We start from the raw sequence: 13,597 nt of genomic DNA, 5'->3' as shown, positions 1-13,597 counted from the left end.
TGCCTGACATGCGTTTTCGCATGCAAGGGCGGCACGCATAGCAACGCTTGCCCTCATGCGGAAGCAATGTAGCACTCGCCGGACTGTCTGGTGAGGACTTACCCGAATTCCGGTCAAATAGATTTTTGACTAATGTTTTCACATGACAGAATTCTGAACGAAGCGTGACCGACAGGAGGAGGAACGCTCGCAAACATCGCCATTCTTACAGGGAAAGCACGATGATCAAGCCAAGGAAACGTCTGCCTCCCCTCAACGCAATCGGCGCGTTCGAAGCGTCAGCGCGGCTCTTGAGCTTCACGCGCGCGGCCGAGGAATTGAACCTGTCACAAGGTGCGGTCAGCCGGCAGATTCAGGTGCTGGAAGAAAGAATTGGCGTTCCGCTTTTCAATCGGCGCCACCGCGAAATCGAGCTGACCAAGGCCGGGATGGTGTTTCAACAGGCAATCGCGCAAAGCCTGATGTCGATTCGCCGCGCGGTGGCCATCATCGAGAACCTTGAGTCGACTAGCGTGACGATCGCTGCGAGCGTTGCCATGTCAAGCTTCTGGCTGATGCCGGCCATCATCCGGTTTCGCGAACGCCATCCGGAAATCGATATCCGGGTACTCGCCAGCGATCAGCCGGTTGATCCTCGCCGTGAAGCCGTCGATCTGGCTATCCACTACGGAGATGGGCACTGGCCAGGTCTCGTTAAATATAAGCTGTTCGACGAAGAGATTTTTCCGGTCTGCAGCCCATCCTACCTTGAACAATATTCCATCCATTCCGCATGCGACCTACAGAACGAAGTGCTGATCGATGTTGAGGCAGGTCTGTCGGTATGCAACTGCTGGGATGACTGGTTCGAACTGGCGGGCGTCGAGCCGCGCGATCATCACAGTTCGATCCGTGTCAGCAATTTCGATCTGGCATACCGCGCAGCATGTGCCGGGAAAGGCGTCGCACTTGCCTGGTCCTACGGTTGCACGGAAATGATCGAAGACGGGCACCTCGTCAGACCGCTCGATATCAGCGTGCGTACCCGGCTGTCTGAATACATCGTGACGGCGGACAACTATGAACTCAGCCAAGCGGCGAAGGAGGTACTCGATACCCTGATCGAGTACGCCGCCGACACCAACAACAGCTGGGGAGCACAATCTGCTGCCTGAGGCCGATGCGGCCAAGTGTCCCCTCAATAGCCGTTGCCAGCCGTATCGCGATAGTCGTCACAATGTGGTCGACACGGTACAGCGTGGCGGTCACCCCGCCTGATACTGATCAGCGCGCCTCAATCATAGAGATTTCTGCCGACCGGCTGTGATCCGGCCGACTGCTGACGTACACCGTGGCTGCCGAGCCTCGTCACGTCCCCGACGCATCCGCCCACCATGCGAGGGAAACCCCCCGAAGAGCGAAGCCGGCCCGCCTGCCCCGTCCCGCTTGGCTCAAAGCGGAAAAGCGCGCTCCTCCGCCAAAGGTCTGCAACTCTTCCAGCGCGCCTGCCACCGGCCATGCGGCCACTATTTCATTGTTTTGCCCTACTACTGGTTGCAGGTTTTTCGCTGGGCTTAAAACGGGCGGAGAGGCGGGTTGGGTAAGGGATTCGAGCGGTTGTCGTCGAAGCGGCTAGTGCAGTGTTCCGTTCTGTTTGGAACTTAAGCGCGAGTTGGCTCGAATGACCTTCTGCAGGATGTCGCGCGCGGTCTTGGTCCAGATGAATGGCTTGGGGTCGGTGTTGTGATGGGCGACGTATTCGCCGATGGCGGTCACGAGTTCGGGCACGCTGGTGAACACGCCGCGGCGCAACCGGTTCTCGGAGATGTCTCGGAAGAACCGCTCGACCATGTTCAGCCACGACGCCGAGGTCGGTGTGAAGTGCATGTTGAACCTCGGGTGCCTGGCCAGCCACTCCTGTACCGCCGGGTGCTTGTGCGTGGCGTAGTTGTCGGCAATCAGGTGCAGCGTCTTGCCCTTGGGCGTTTGGCGATCAATCTGGCGCAAGAACTTCAGCCACTCGGCATGAGTGTGTCGCTGCTGGCATTGGCCGATCACTTGCCCATCGAGCACGTTGAGCGCTGCAAACAGCGTGGTCGTGCCGTGGCGTTTGTAGTCGTGCGTCATCGTCTGCGCACGCCCCTTCTTCAGAGGTAAGCCAGGCTGCGTCCTGTCCAGCGCCTGTACCTGGCTCTTCTCGTCGCAGCACAGCACCAGGGCGTGCTCGGGCGGAGACATGTACAGGCCCACGATGTCTTCGAGCTTCTCAACGAATTTTGGGTCGCGCGATACCTTGAAGCCTCGAACGATGTGCGGTTTCAGCCCATTGGCTTGCCAATGCCGCATCACGGTGCTGGCGCTGACGCCCAGCTCGGCAGCCATCTTGCGCGTGCTCCAGTGCGTGGCTGCCATGGGCTTGCTTTGCGTGGTCAGTTCAACCAGCTTCTGAACGTCTACCTTCAATGGCGGGGCGCCGCGCGGCAAGTCGCGTTCGATGCCTTCAAGGCCAGACTCAACATAGCGCTCGCGCCAGCGCGAAACCTGCACGCGACCAATGCCCAGTTGCTCAGCGATGTCCTTGTTCTGCAGGCCCTGTGCGGCCAGTAGAACAATTCGTGCGCGCTGCGACAGACGCACGCTCGTCCGCTTGGAACGAACGAGCTTGGTCAACTCGGCTTCCTGCTCCTCGCTCAACACAACAACCGGCGCAACTCGCAATTGTTTTCTCCAATCCAAACCGAAGTAGAGCATTGGAGCGACACAATTCATTTAAGTTCCACCAAGAATCGAACGATACACTAGAATCCATCGCTTTGATGATGGAAAATGGCCCAACGCCAAGCCCGACAAGGGATTCCGGTGGAATTGAGCGAAGCGCAATTCCACGAATTTGTCTTGCCGCATTTGCCGCGGGGTCGTCGTGGCCCGCTGCCGCGACTGCCGTTGTACAGGATCTTCAACTACATCCTGAAGGCGCTGTACCTTGGATGCCAGTGGCACATGCTGCCGATCGACAGGAATCAGCAGGGTCGACGCGAAATCCATCCGACCAGCATTTACCGGATCTTTCGTCGCTGGCAGGCGAGTGGATGTTTCGACGCGATATTTCTGGCGTCAGTACGCCGACTCCAGCAGGACCAGTTGCTCGATCTGTCGATCATTCACGGCGACGGCACAACGACTGCGGCAAAGAAAGGCGGCGACAATCTCGGTTTCAGTGGGCATAAAAAACTCAAGGGCTGCAAGGTCGTGGCTTTCTGTGACCGGCGCTGCAACGTCATCGCACCGTTCGTGGCCGCACCCGGCAACCACAACGAATCGCCGATGTTACGCGAGGCATTGCCCTCACTGATGAAGACCGCCCGCGAAGCAGGCCTGGCACTACACGGCACCATCGTCAGCCTCGATGGTGCCTACGATTGCCGGGTGAATCGCAAGGCCATCTTCAATCGTGGCATGGTGCCCAACATCAACCCGAACCCGCGTGGCAGGAACAAGCCCAAACGCGGCCGCAAGGCGCTGTTCGAGCCGGCCATTTTCAAAGAGCGCTTCAACACCATCGAGCGGCTGTTCGGCTGGGAAGACAAGTTTCGCCGTCTGCTGCTGCGCTTCGAACGCCTCAGCCCTCTTCACTATGCGTTCAAGACACTCGCGTACACGATGATCAACCTGCGGCACTACTGCCGCATCTAATCGAACGGCGTCGCTGAGGTTTTCAGTTCCGGCGCAGCGCGTCGAGATCCAGCTCACGCGTACCTTGCCCCATTCACCCTTTATCACCTCAATCCGGTCTTCAATTCAGTCTGGTATCAACCATTTGCAATCCTGATGATATAACGAAAACCATTCATGGCCGATCACATCAAAACCTGCAACCAGTAGAAAGCTTTGTGGGGCTGCGACCCGCGCTGCGGCGTGCGGCACTGAGCGCTTCGGCCGACACGGACGCGTAGCCAGCAGGCAAGCTGTTTCGCGCCAGTTCACGGCTAACGGTGGCTGGCGAGCGCCCGAGTATCCGGGCCATAGCCCGGATACTCGAACCCTGCAGATGCAGACTTGCAATGATCAGGCGCTCTTCAGGCTGAAGTTGTTGATACTGAGTTCTTTCGTGCATCGCAACACCTTATACGAAACAGGTGTTGCACTTCAGATTTGAGGCCGCCTTGCACCGCACTCACCGGATCAACTGCCTTTAGCCCCTCAAAGGTGTCGAACGCTACAATGGATTTCGAGTTGCCGTCTTCCTTGCTTACCCATACCGATCACGTGAAGGAACCAATGTGTGCCGTGGGCGGTTCGCGCGTCAGCCCGACCTCCACAGCAGCCTTGCGAGTCGTGGGGCCTGTCCGGCGACGCTGTCCGCGGTAGTGTCTCAGTCTTGTGCAGGCAGGTTCCCTGCGTAGAAGCAGCGAGCGGTAGCCGCGGAGTCATCCGCAAATTGCAACCAACCGGAGTATCAACATGGAACAACAGTACGGGAACAGCTCGATTCAAAGCACGGTCCAGTTGGCGGTCGCGTTCGGCCGGCTGCACGACCTGGCGTCTCAGGTGGTTGCCGTTCCGAGAGACCGGGAAGATACGATCCCGGTGTCGAGGGAAGCACTCTACCGCCTGCAAGACCACCTTGAGCAGATCGAACAGTATTATGGGCTCCCTCGGCAGCAGGATCAGGGGCGGCAGCGGGGACAGCAGGGGCCGGAGCAGCAGTCGGAGGCTGGTGGCCGCGATATCCACTAATGCCTCAGCCCGTGCAGTAGTCGCGGGAAGGGGTGCACTCTCGAGACGAATAAGACGACGTGAATAAGTGAACTGTAGGGTGCATCGCAGACCAACCGCCACCGGGCCATGGAGCCATCTTGTGCTGCTGCTGACACACGTTGGCTGCGCTCCGGTCGCACACAAACCCGTGCGTTTTCGCAGCGCACAACACCTTGGCGGCAGTCTCCACCTTGATTTTCGGACTCTGCTGCCAGCACCAGCGAGACGGTGGATTTCGATACGCCGGCCGCCGCTGCGATGTCCTCGCAGCCAGCAATGAGCCGGTCGAGCGGCGCAAGACGCTGCGTGACCTGCATGCCGGACTGTACGCCGCCTATACGAAAACGCGTTGACCGGCGGCAGCTGCTGAGCCCGGCCGACCCTCACCTTTGTCTATGTGACCTACATCCGCACCACGCCGGAGACGCTGTGGTCAGCGCTGACCGACGCGGAGTTTATGAAGCAGTACTGGTTCGGCAACCACTGCGAAAGCCAGTGGACGGCGGGATCCTCGTGGAAGAATGTCTACCCCGATGGCCGCATCACCGACGTCGGCGAGATCGTCGAGGCCGAGCCGCCACGGCGGTTAGTGATCCGCTGGCAGCATCAGGACAAGCCCGAGCTCAAGGCTGAAGGCGAGTCGCTCTGCACGATGGAACTGGAACCCAGTGGAACGGGTTGTGTCGCGCTAAGGGTGCGGGAGTAAAATCCAGGCGGACATTTTCCCGAAGTGAAGCGTGATATGAAGAAGGTGGCTGAGAGAAAGGCCCTGCCTGCTGGCATAGCGAAGGTGCTCAAACGCCTGCACTATCCGCTGGACGTGATCCTATTGTGTGTTCGGTGGTATGTGGCTTACCCGCTGAGCCTGCGTCACCTGGAGGAGATGATGGCCGAACGGGGTTTCGAGGTGGACCATTCTGTGACTTTGATTGCTATATGGCACTGAATATCAGCGCTATGTGGCACTTTTCGGATACCGCACACGACGGGCGGCAGTCGGCCACAAGGGGACGCCCATTAGCCGGCCGGAGTCAAGAACAAAAAAAAGTGCGTCGCAAACAGTTGCGTCAATTCACAGCGACAACAGCGCGCCACCTTCAATCGTGCAAACACTAACCGCGTCCGTTTTCTCACTCGTTGGTTGCGAACCGAATCGCACCAGACACCCGTCGGGATCAAGCCTGTCGCAATGCTCCGCGACTGCCCTGGCGGCAGTTGCCGCCCCAGAGAAACTTTGGTACCAGGCCGTGTCCAAGGGGGCTGCTTGCATTCCCTGTGGCTATCGCCGTGACGACGCCAGTCCTTTGATGGCTCACGGTCTGGGCGATTCAGCGTTCTGCATCCATTCAGATGGCGCAAGGGCGGCGTCCAAATCATTCGGGTGGCTTCACACCAGTCCCTTGTTCTGGCTCATCGCCCCTGGCCAAACCGTTACCCGAAACACAGGTGCACATCGAAGGGCTTCTGGTCTCGCAGCATGTGGTAGCACGCCCGCGCAAGCTTGTGTGCCAGAGCCTTGATTGCCAGGACGCGGTTCGTCCTGCTCTTCTTGCGATCGTAAAAGCTTCTGGCTTGCGGGCAGTAACGCATGGCGAAGTTCGCTGCCTCGACAAACGCCCACGCGAGATACTTGTTGCCGTTCCTGGTATTGCCTTCACCCTTCTTCCTGCCGTTACTCTCCCTCAGGCTGTCAACGCAGCGACAGTAGGAACTGAAGTTGCCGACCTGGGCAAAGCGGCTGATCGATCCGGTCTCGAGCATGATGGTGGTCGCGAGTGTGTCGCCGATGCCCGGCACCGTCCTGAGCAGGTGGTACTCGGCACGCAGAATCACGCGTTCCCTCAGTCGCTTCTCGAGCGCTTCAATCTGCTGCCCCAGCGCCTGGCTGACCGCGCGGTTGGCCTCCACGGCCAGCGCGACATCGGGCGTAAATGCGAATTCATCGACCTGGCCGGCCGTCAGCCGTTTGACTGCCTCGCCATTTATCGTGCTCCCCGTCTGCCGCATCAGGATGCCCTCGATCGAAAGGATCTGCGCTGTGCGATAGCGCACCAGTTGCATGCGCTTGCGTGCCAGGTCGCGTGCGCTGCGTTCTTCGCGCGGATAGACATAGCCCTCGGGCAGCAACCCGAGCCTCAGCAGCTGCGCCAGATAGGCCGCATCGGCGAAATCGCCGCTGTGCTTAAGTCCGTCGTATTTCCTGATGGCAGCGGGATGGGCCAGGTGGACCCGGTAGTCTGTGTCCATCAGTCCATCCACCAGCCAGTACCAGTTGTACGTACTCTCCACGACCACACCTGCCAGTTCGCGCCGGTACGGTTCAAGCGCCGCCGTGATCTGCGCGAGCTCGTTGGGCAGGCGTTTCTGGTACACGATCCTGTCGTTCTCGTCGCTGACGATCACGACGCAGTTGTTCGAATGCAGGTCTATGCCACAATAGTTCATGTCGGTCTCCGCAGGGTCAAGTGCGTTTCGCAAACTGACTTTAACCCTCGTCGCATAACCGCGGCGAGGAGGCCGGCTACATGATCATCATTCTGTCTCCGGCCCTGAAAGACTGAAGTACGCCAGGAAGCAGTCATCCGTAATTTGGTAAATGCATTCCGCCGGGAATCGCCGCGGGTGGGGATGTGAGCCACATCCGCCCTCGATAACGGAGGAGATCATTCCGCTGCAGGCAGACACCTACCTCGCGTGCGGCCTGCTTGCGGAGACGCTGGGCCCGCGCTTTGCGTCCAAGGGCGGCTATATCGTCCGTTTTGCGGAGCCGGATCGAACACGGTAGGTCGCTACGGGGACTGGGTGGTTCCCTGAGGCAATACGCGCCCGTTGCAGGCAGCGGACACTCCCTACCCCGCATTGGGTGTCTCTCTCCAATGACGGACAAGCGCGAATTCGCAAGACTGAAGGGGTGTGGCGGCGGGTGCGTCTCATGTGGCCACGCTCGGGTTCGACAGATGTCCGGCTCGCCCTTTCGCCGCCGTGACTGGAGACTGCAATGAGAACGTTCATCAAATTGCTGATCGGCGCCTGCGTCGTGACAGGCGCCGGAACCGTCGGGCCCACCGCGGTGCATGCGTTTGCCGCTGATGCCGCCGGGGCCATGGATAGCCCCGCTGGCGCAAGCGGCGTCGACCCGCATGCGCACGACAATCACCACAAGATGTCGGGCACCATGCGCTCGACAGTTGACTACACGTTGCCGCCCGTTTCGCTGATCCGGGACGACGGCAAGACGGTCTCGCTGATCAGTGAACTGAACGACGGCCGTCCCGTCATCCTGACCTTCATCTACACCACCTGCAGGGGCATCTGCCCGATGGTCAGCCAGACGTTCGAGCAATTTCAGGGCCTGCTGGGCGGCGATCGGGAGAAGGTGCACCTGGTGTCGATCTCGATCGATCCCGAGGAGGACACGCCTGCGCGACTCAGGGCGTACGCGACCCGGTTCAGCGCTGGGCCGGAGTGGCAGTACTACACCGGGACGGTGGCCACGAGCATCGCGACCCAGAAGGCGTTCAACGTCTACCGGGGCGACAAGATGAATCACACGCCGGTCGCATTCGTCCGCGCTGCGCCGGGCAAGCCATGGCTGCGCATCGATGGCTTCGCGACGCCGGACGAGCTGTTGAGTGCATACCACGAGCTGGTCGCCTCCAACTAGCCGCTTGTTCCGGCGGGTTCGCCGGAGTCGAGCACGGGCCGCAGCGTGTTGCTCCCGTTGGCCTCGTGATGTTTCCTGGCGCGGGAACGGATCAGGCCCATATCGATGGTTTTGAGAACGAGGCCCGTCAGATTGGTGATCGCCAGTTTATGCATCAGACTGGCGCGATGTTTTTCGATGGTCTTCGGACTCGGGGGCCAGCAGGAAACGGAAGAAATCGTACGATAGCCGCACTGTACAATCCACAAAATGAAAGGTTTAACATCGGTATCGATTCGCACCTGTTTCCGGAGGGGACGCGGTGCAAAGAATCCTTATGCCGCAGGGCTTTCCGGGCTTCTGGCGAACGTATGCGCCCGTTTTCTGACGGCACCCCGAATAGCGCGCAGGATGCGCGCATCCCACCCCGTCCAATGGGACAGATCCAGGAGACCAGGATGAAATCGACTCTCGCCCGCCAGGCCCTCGTTGCCGCAGCCCTCGCCGGTCTCGGCGTCGCAGGAATGAGCCTCGCGCACGCCGAGGACATGGTGCAGTGCTACGGCATCGCGAAGGCCGGTCAGAACGATTGCGGGAGCAAGACCGGCGTGCATGGCTGCGCCAGCGAAGCGAAGGTTGACAATGACAAAGGCGATTTCAAGATCGTGCCGAAGGGTACGTGCCTGAAGCTCGGCGGGACGGTCGGCACCTAAGAATCCCATGAGCCTCGATCCTTGTCCTGCCGCCCGGCCCTCCGGTGGGCAGGCTCTCGCGTCACTCCCGCGCGGCGTGGGCATCGGATTGCGCCACGCGCACTACGACGATTTCCTGCGCAGCGTGCCGCCGGTCGACTGGATCGAAGTGCATAGCGAGAACTACTTCGGCGATGGTGGCCTCGACCTGCATGTGCTCGACACTGTCCGGCGCGACCTGCCGGTCAGCCTGCATGGTGTCGGGCTCGGGCTGGGCTCGTCGCGGCCGCTCGACGCGCTGCATCTGTCGAAGCTGCGGCGCCTTGTCGAGCGCATTGAGCCGGCCGCGGTATCGGAACACTTGTGCTGGGGTGCAGTGCCATCGCGCTACTTCAACGACCTGTTGCCGATGCCGCTGACGCATGACGCCCTCGCGCTCCTGTGCGGGCGCGTCGCGCAGGTGCAGGACGCATTGCGCCGGCCGATCCTGGTCGAAAACGTGTCGACGTATTTGCGTTTTCGCGACGACCAGTACAGCGAGAGCGCCTTCCTCATTGAACTGGCGCGACGCAGCGGCTGTGGCGTGCTGCTCGATGTGAACAACCTGTATGTGAATCCATGCAACCACGGCGAACATGCACTCGCCGCAATCGACGCCATGCCGCGCGAGTTCGTCGGCGAAATCCATCTCGCTGGGCATCGGGTGACCGAGCACGTGGTGATAGACGATCACGGTTCGCGCGTCGCCCCCGAGGTCTGGGTGCTCTACGAGCGTGCGCTGCGCCGCTTCGGCGCGATCCCGACGCTGATCGAATGGGACACCGCCGTGCCGGCGCTGCCCGTGCTGCTCGATGAAGCGCGGCTCGCACGCGAGACGCTCGCGCGTGTGGCGACGACGAACAAAGCCAGCGATGCCGCAGCCGCTTGAACTGGCACAGCAGCGCTTCGGCGATGCGCTGCTCGATGCGGCGCACGAACCCGCGTTGAGCGATGTCGTTGCGACATCCGCCACGCCAGCGGCCCAGGCGCACCGCATAACGCTGTATCGCGGCACCTTGCGGGCACATACGCGTGGTGCGCTGGCGAATGCGTATCCGGTGCTGCTCGCGCTCGTCGGCGACGGCTACTTCGATGCGCTGGCGCGCGCCTACGACCGCGCGAATCCATCGCAAAGCGGCGACCTGAACCGTTTTGGCGGCAGGCTGCCGGAGTTCATCGAACACTACGAGGCTGACACACGCTTTCGCTATTTCGGCGATCTCGCGCGGCTCGAATGGGCGCTGCATCGCGCGCATTTCGCCGCTGATGCAGCGCCGTTCACGCAGGAGCAATGGTTCGCGTTCGGCGAGGACAAGCTGCTCGATGCGCGCATCGACGTGCATCCGGCCTGCGCCGCCCTTGCGTCGCCTTATGCGGTGGCGCAGATCTGGCATGCGCATCAGCCAGGCCGCACGTTCCCCGAACGCATCGACGCACCGTGTTGCGCCCTGGTCGTACGGCCGCGCTGGCGCGCGCACGTGCTGCAGCAATCCGCGGCGGCGCACGCGGCCTTCGTCGCGCTGCAACGCGGCGATACGCTGAATCATGCACTCGACGCGGCGTTCGCGGTCGACCCGGCGTTCGACTTCGTCAGTCAATGGCATCACTGGATCACGAGCGGCGCGGTAATCGGCGCCTTCACACGATAAGAGGAACCTGAGTTGAACACCGCGACCCGCGCCGGCGCGCGCGTGCGTCACGCGGGCGCGCTGCTGAATTTCGCGATCCGCTGGTACGCCGGCTTGCAGTTTTTCAAACGTTTTTCGCCCGCGATCAGGTGCCCAGGTGCGCGCCTGGTACCGTGTGGGCGAGTACGGCGGCGGCAGACAGGATGCCGATCATGGCAACTGCCTCGGCTCTTAAAATCGTCAGGAACGAGGCCGCAGCACGTTGCGATGCACCCCGCCGTATGCGTGGTAGGTAAACCTGCCGGTTGACCCCACCCAATACGACCGCTGCACTGACAAGCGCGAGTTTAGCGTCAAGGATGAGCCCCCAGTCGCTATGTGTGAGCGGCACGAGCGAGCCACCCAGTCCGCGATCGGCGTTGTAAATGCCGCTCACGAGGACAGCCGACAGGGCAACGATTGCCGCGCCGGACAGGCGCCCGACAAAGCGTGCGAGATCGTCGGCGGGCGCGTCGGCGCGCAGCATGGGCAACACGGAGAGTCCGCTTGCGATCACGAGCCCGGCCCACGCAGCAGTCGCGCAAAGATGCACCCAGTGAATCCACTCAGGCAGCGAAAAGTCGCCGGCGTCGGCCGCATGACTGGATGCCGCTCTGCTGAATGCAAAGACGGCTGCGGCGAACAGCGCGACGCTCGTCTGAGCGGGCCGCCCGACTCCTCGTGACCCGACCAGCAAGCCGGTCCAGACGATCAGGGCGACAAACCCCGTGGACCACGCTGTGCCGAAATGCGATTGGGTCAGCACCGGGATTAGCACCAAAAGATCGGCACCCGGCGCTGACCCGCTCATCAGTGCGGCCTCAAATAGCAGATTGACGGTATCTGCAACGATCAACGTGACGACGCAAACGGCGACGATCCATCGCAACCGGTACCGCATGCGCGGCGACGCATTGTCCAACATCAGCGCCGCCAGACAGGCGCCCACCGCACACGCGAACAGCACATTGGCGACGGCGGCCACGATGATCGAACCGGATATCGTCACAGGGTCCACTACTTCACCCTGAACGAATAGTTGCCATGCGTACGGTGCCCGTCGGAGGCGACGGCGACCCAATGCACGGTGTACCTGTCAGGCGGCAACGGGGGCAACGCGACATGGATTGACTTCTTGCCGTTCGGATCAACTTGCGCCTTCACTGTATTCACCTGCTTACCCGTCGAATTGCTTACGGTGAGTGAGCTGAATGCGGGTTCGAGCGGACCATCAAACACGACCGTCACGTTTTCCGGCGCGGACACTTCGGCGCCTGCCGACGGTGATTGTGTTTGCGGGAAGACATGGGCAAACGCGGCGGACGGGATCAGGATGCCGGTCGAGATGACCACTGTGCCCCAACCGCGACGAAGGCTGACAGGTAAATGCATTTCTAGTCTCCTTTACCGAAAAGTGGTTTACCAACGGAGTTGGGCAACACGTCATCCAGGTAAAGATGCGCCTGCAACAGGACGCCCACACCCTTGCCGCTTGCATGATTGACCGGAATCACCGCCTCGGCGCCGAGCTGCCCCCAGCGATTGAGCCAGATCAGGCCGGGATTGATGCTTCCGGTCGTATGCCCCGAACAGGGACCACCGGTACAGGTACTCATCGGGAATTCGACGAGCGGGATCAGGTTACTGAAGGGCGCTCTGAGCCCCACGTCCTGCACGAAATTCTGCAGATAAGGCAGGCTGTATTGCAACGTTACGCCCCAATTCAGGGAATTAGGATCGGAGCTGTTCATCGTCACGCGCGGGCCGATGGTGCCGGTGATCGCAAACGGTCTCAAATATTTCAGGCCGTCCGGCAGATCGCCGAATCCCTTGCCGAGATAGAGCGTTGGCGTGATCGCCGAGTGCGGATTGGCGATCGCCTTCGAGCCGGTGTCACCCAGCTCGGCGATCACGCCGGCCGATGCCATGAACTCATGCGCTTCATTGACGTAGAAGCGATATTTGGCACCGACCGCGACATTGTCGAAACCGCGGGCGGAGCCGCCATTCGGTGCGTTCACGTTCACGTAGGTCCCCGTCGCCATCAGGGCGAAGCTCGGAGTGATCAGCTTGTCCCATTCGAGCGTCGTGGTATTGGTGTTCTGGCTGTCGCCGTCGTCTGTGTCGGATTTGACATGGCCGAATTCCAGATTGATTTCGTCTCCAACGCCGGGGTCGTCGACTGCCATCGTCGCCGGAAAAACGCGGTTACCGGCCACCGCGTGAGCCGATGCATTGGATGACAAAAGGCCCGGCACGATCGCGCATAACGCTACCGCGCCCCGTTTGAGAGTGGTTCGCATGTTGAATTCCTGGTCAAATTATTGTCATATCGCCGCGGCACACGCGCGGCAGCACGGCGTCGTCGTCCACCGACATCGCGAGAAATCGACAACGAAGATCAGGACAGGACAGGGGGAGCGCGCGGCTGAGCCCGCGTCCCCACCGTGTAGGGGCGGAACGCGGCGACGAGGGCCGTCGGGGGGAACCATGGTGGTTGCGGGCTGACGCCGAAAGGCGCGACCGCGCCCGTCAGGACCGGCGTGTGCGCGATCAATCCGCAATAAGGACACGCGTCGCAAAACAACGACGAATCGGAACCATGATGGTGCGCGGCAGACCCAGCGGGGGCTACATGGGCAATGCCGGCCGCGTGATGCGAGTGATGTGCGACATCGGTGTACTCGCTGCGTAACGCCTGAGATATGGTCGGCGCGATCACGCTCAGCAGGATCGCAAGCATCCCGAGCAAAGCCCCGATCTTCTGATGGTGGCGGCTGAGCATGGCGGACCGGCGAGACGTCAAAAAAAATAGTATG

At 61.0% G+C, this 13,597-nt stretch carries 15 protein-coding genes and 2 pseudogenes; 9 read left to right on the top strand and 8 right to left on the bottom strand.

What is annotated here, in order from left to right:
* The first annotated feature begins 221 nt into the window (after positions 1 to 221).
* Positions 222 to 1,154, top strand: a complete 933-nt coding sequence (locus tag B0G77_RS32400) for a LysR substrate-binding domain-containing protein (protein ID WP_133665946.1) — start codon at positions 222 to 224, stop codon at positions 1,152 to 1,154.
* Between the two features lie 457 nt (positions 1,155 to 1,611).
* Here the strand turns inward: B0G77_RS32400 and B0G77_RS32395 are convergent, their stop codons facing one another.
* Positions 1,612 to 2,697: an IS630 family transposase gene (locus tag B0G77_RS32395; protein WP_133666955.1), complete on the bottom strand. Its 1,086-nt coding sequence runs from the start codon at positions 2,695 to 2,697 to the stop codon at positions 1,612 to 1,614.
* A 108-nt stretch (positions 2,698 to 2,805) separates the two neighbouring features.
* On the opposite strand from B0G77_RS32395, the gene B0G77_RS32390 reads away from it, so the two are divergent.
* Complete coding sequence (locus B0G77_RS32390) at positions 2,806 to 3,672, top strand: IS5 family transposase (protein ID WP_133665945.1); 867 nt, start codon at positions 2,806 to 2,808, stop codon at positions 3,670 to 3,672.
* 169 nt (positions 3,673 to 3,841) lie between these two features.
* Here B0G77_RS32390 and B0G77_RS32385 read toward each other — a convergent pair whose 3' ends face one another.
* Positions 3,842 to 4,093, bottom strand: coding sequence for a helix-turn-helix domain-containing protein (locus tag B0G77_RS32385; RefSeq protein WP_243751298.1), 252 nt, complete (start codon positions 4,091 to 4,093; stop codon positions 3,842 to 3,844).
* A 347-nt stretch (positions 4,094 to 4,440) separates the two neighbouring features.
* Between B0G77_RS32385 and B0G77_RS32380 the strand changes: the two genes are divergently transcribed.
* The 3 genes and pseudogenes from B0G77_RS32380 to B0G77_RS32365 form a co-directional block, all read left to right on the top strand.
* On the top strand, positions 4,441 to 4,716 hold the full coding sequence (locus tag B0G77_RS32380; RefSeq protein ID WP_133665944.1) for a hypothetical protein: 276 nt from the start codon (positions 4,441 to 4,443) through the stop codon (positions 4,714 to 4,716).
* 418 nt (positions 4,717 to 5,134) lie between these two features.
* Complete coding sequence (locus B0G77_RS32370) at positions 5,135 to 5,443, top strand: SRPBCC domain-containing protein (RefSeq protein ID WP_133665942.1); 309 nt, start codon at positions 5,135 to 5,137, stop codon at positions 5,441 to 5,443.
* A 36-nt stretch (positions 5,444 to 5,479) separates the two neighbouring features.
* Positions 5,480 to 5,656: pseudogene (locus B0G77_RS32365) on the top strand (IS6 family transposase); the annotation flags it as partial.
* A 512-nt stretch (positions 5,657 to 6,168) separates the two neighbouring features.
* Here the strand turns inward: B0G77_RS32365 and B0G77_RS32360 are convergent.
* Positions 6,169 to 7,182, bottom strand: coding sequence for an IS110 family transposase (locus tag B0G77_RS32360; protein ID WP_133661566.1), 1,014 nt, complete (start codon positions 7,180 to 7,182; stop codon positions 6,169 to 6,171).
* 553 nt (positions 7,183 to 7,735) lie between these two features.
* On the opposite strand from B0G77_RS32360, the gene B0G77_RS32350 reads away from it, so the two are divergent.
* A complete protein-coding gene (locus tag B0G77_RS32350; RefSeq protein WP_133665940.1) occupies positions 7,736 to 8,401 on the top strand; it encodes an SCO family protein in 666 nt (221 codons plus the stop codon).
* Here the strand turns inward: B0G77_RS32350 and B0G77_RS44775 are convergent.
* Positions 8,398 to 8,592: pseudogene (locus tag B0G77_RS44775) on the bottom strand (DNA-binding response regulator); the annotation flags it as partial. The gene B0G77_RS32350 and the pseudogene B0G77_RS44775 overlap by 4 nt on opposite strands.
* Positions 8,593 to 8,838: 246 nt before the next feature.
* Here B0G77_RS44775 and B0G77_RS32340 point away from each other — a divergent pair.
* The 3 genes from B0G77_RS32340 to B0G77_RS32330 are packed head-to-tail and all read left to right on the top strand — an operon-like array spanning position 8,839 to position 10,760.
* Complete coding sequence (locus B0G77_RS32340) at positions 8,839 to 9,093, top strand: DUF2282 domain-containing protein (protein ID WP_133665939.1); 255 nt, start codon at positions 8,839 to 8,841, stop codon at positions 9,091 to 9,093.
* A gap of 7 nt (positions 9,094 to 9,100) precedes the next feature.
* Positions 9,101 to 10,000 carry a DUF692 domain-containing protein gene (locus B0G77_RS32335; RefSeq protein ID WP_133665938.1) on the top strand — a complete coding sequence of 300 codons (900 nt, stop codon included), beginning with the start codon at positions 9,101 to 9,103 and terminating at the stop codon, positions 9,998 to 10,000.
* A complete protein-coding gene (locus B0G77_RS32330; RefSeq protein ID WP_133665937.1) occupies positions 9,984 to 10,760 on the top strand; it encodes a DNA-binding domain-containing protein in 777 nt (258 codons plus the stop codon). Before B0G77_RS32335 ends, B0G77_RS32330 begins: the two co-directional genes overlap by 17 nt.
* A gap of 124 nt (positions 10,761 to 10,884) precedes the next feature.
* Here the strand turns inward: B0G77_RS32330 and B0G77_RS32325 are convergent, their stop codons facing one another.
* The 4 genes from B0G77_RS32325 to B0G77_RS32310 all read right to left on the bottom strand — a co-directional run bounded on the left by B0G77_RS32325 (position 10,885) and on the right by B0G77_RS32310 (position 13,563).
* Positions 10,885 to 11,796 carry a CopD family protein gene (locus B0G77_RS32325; protein WP_133665936.1) on the bottom strand — a complete coding sequence of 304 codons (912 nt, stop codon included), beginning with the start codon at positions 11,794 to 11,796 and terminating at the stop codon, positions 10,885 to 10,887.
* Positions 11,796 to 12,170, bottom strand: coding sequence for a copper resistance protein CopC (locus tag B0G77_RS32320; protein ID WP_133665935.1), 375 nt, complete (start codon positions 12,168 to 12,170; stop codon positions 11,796 to 11,798). The genes B0G77_RS32325 and B0G77_RS32320 overlap by 1 nt, the downstream gene beginning before the upstream one ends.
* A gap of 2 nt (positions 12,171 to 12,172) precedes the next feature.
* Positions 12,173 to 13,081 carry a hypothetical protein gene (locus B0G77_RS32315; protein ID WP_166656313.1) on the bottom strand — a complete coding sequence of 303 codons (909 nt, stop codon included), beginning with the start codon at positions 13,079 to 13,081 and terminating at the stop codon, positions 12,173 to 12,175.
* Positions 13,082 to 13,179: 98 nt separating this feature from the next.
* The gene (locus B0G77_RS32310) at positions 13,180 to 13,563 is read right to left on the bottom strand and encodes a DUF2946 domain-containing protein (protein ID WP_133665933.1); all 384 of its coding nucleotides are present in this window, start codon (positions 13,561 to 13,563) and stop codon (positions 13,180 to 13,182) included.
* Positions 13,564 to 13,597: the final 34 nt, after the last annotated feature.

This window comes from Paraburkholderia sp. BL10I2N1, assembly GCF_004361815.1.
Classification (GTDB): Bacteria; Pseudomonadota; Gammaproteobacteria; order Burkholderiales; family Burkholderiaceae; genus Paraburkholderia.
Note: the sequence above shows the minus strand (reverse complement) of the source record. Positions and strands in the feature narration are given on the sequence as shown.

What these genes read in the sequence shown, in the direction of transcription:
- B0G77_RS32320 (WP_133665935.1), bottom strand. Translation starts at nt 12,170, where the DNA reads ATGCATTTACCTGTCAGCCTTCGTCGCGGTTGGGGCACAGTGGTCATC.
- B0G77_RS32350 (WP_133665940.1), top strand. Translation starts at nt 7,736, where the DNA reads ATGAGAACGTTCATCAAATTGCTGATCGGCGCCTGCGTCGTGACAGGC.
- B0G77_RS32400 (WP_133665946.1), top strand. Translation starts at nt 222, where the DNA reads ATGATCAAGCCAAGGAAACGTCTGCCTCCCCTCAACGCAATCGGCGCG.
- B0G77_RS32380 (WP_133665944.1), top strand. Translation starts at nt 4,441, where the DNA reads ATGGAACAACAGTACGGGAACAGCTCGATTCAAAGCACGGTCCAGTTG.
- B0G77_RS32390 (WP_133665945.1), top strand. Translation starts at nt 2,806, where the DNA reads ATGGCCCAACGCCAAGCCCGACAAGGGATTCCGGTGGAATTGAGCGAA.
- B0G77_RS32360 (WP_133661566.1), bottom strand. Translation starts at nt 7,182, where the DNA reads ATGAACTATTGTGGCATAGACCTGCATTCGAACAACTGCGTCGTGATC.
- B0G77_RS32335 (WP_133665938.1), top strand. Translation starts at nt 9,101, where the DNA reads ATGAGCCTCGATCCTTGTCCTGCCGCCCGGCCCTCCGGTGGGCAGGCT.
- B0G77_RS32385 (WP_243751298.1), bottom strand. Translation starts at nt 4,093, where the DNA reads ATGCACGAAAGAACTCAGTATCAACAACTTCAGCCTGAAGAGCGCCTG.
- B0G77_RS32310 (WP_133665933.1), bottom strand. Translation starts at nt 13,563, where the DNA reads ATGCTCAGCCGCCACCATCAGAAGATCGGGGCTTTGCTCGGGATGCTT.
- B0G77_RS32340 (WP_133665939.1), top strand. Translation starts at nt 8,839, where the DNA reads ATGAAATCGACTCTCGCCCGCCAGGCCCTCGTTGCCGCAGCCCTCGCC.
- B0G77_RS32330 (WP_133665937.1), top strand. Translation starts at nt 9,984, where the DNA reads ATGCCGCAGCCGCTTGAACTGGCACAGCAGCGCTTCGGCGATGCGCTG.
- B0G77_RS32315 (WP_166656313.1), bottom strand. Translation starts at nt 13,081, where the DNA reads ATGCGAACCACTCTCAAACGGGGCGCGGTAGCGTTATGCGCGATCGTG.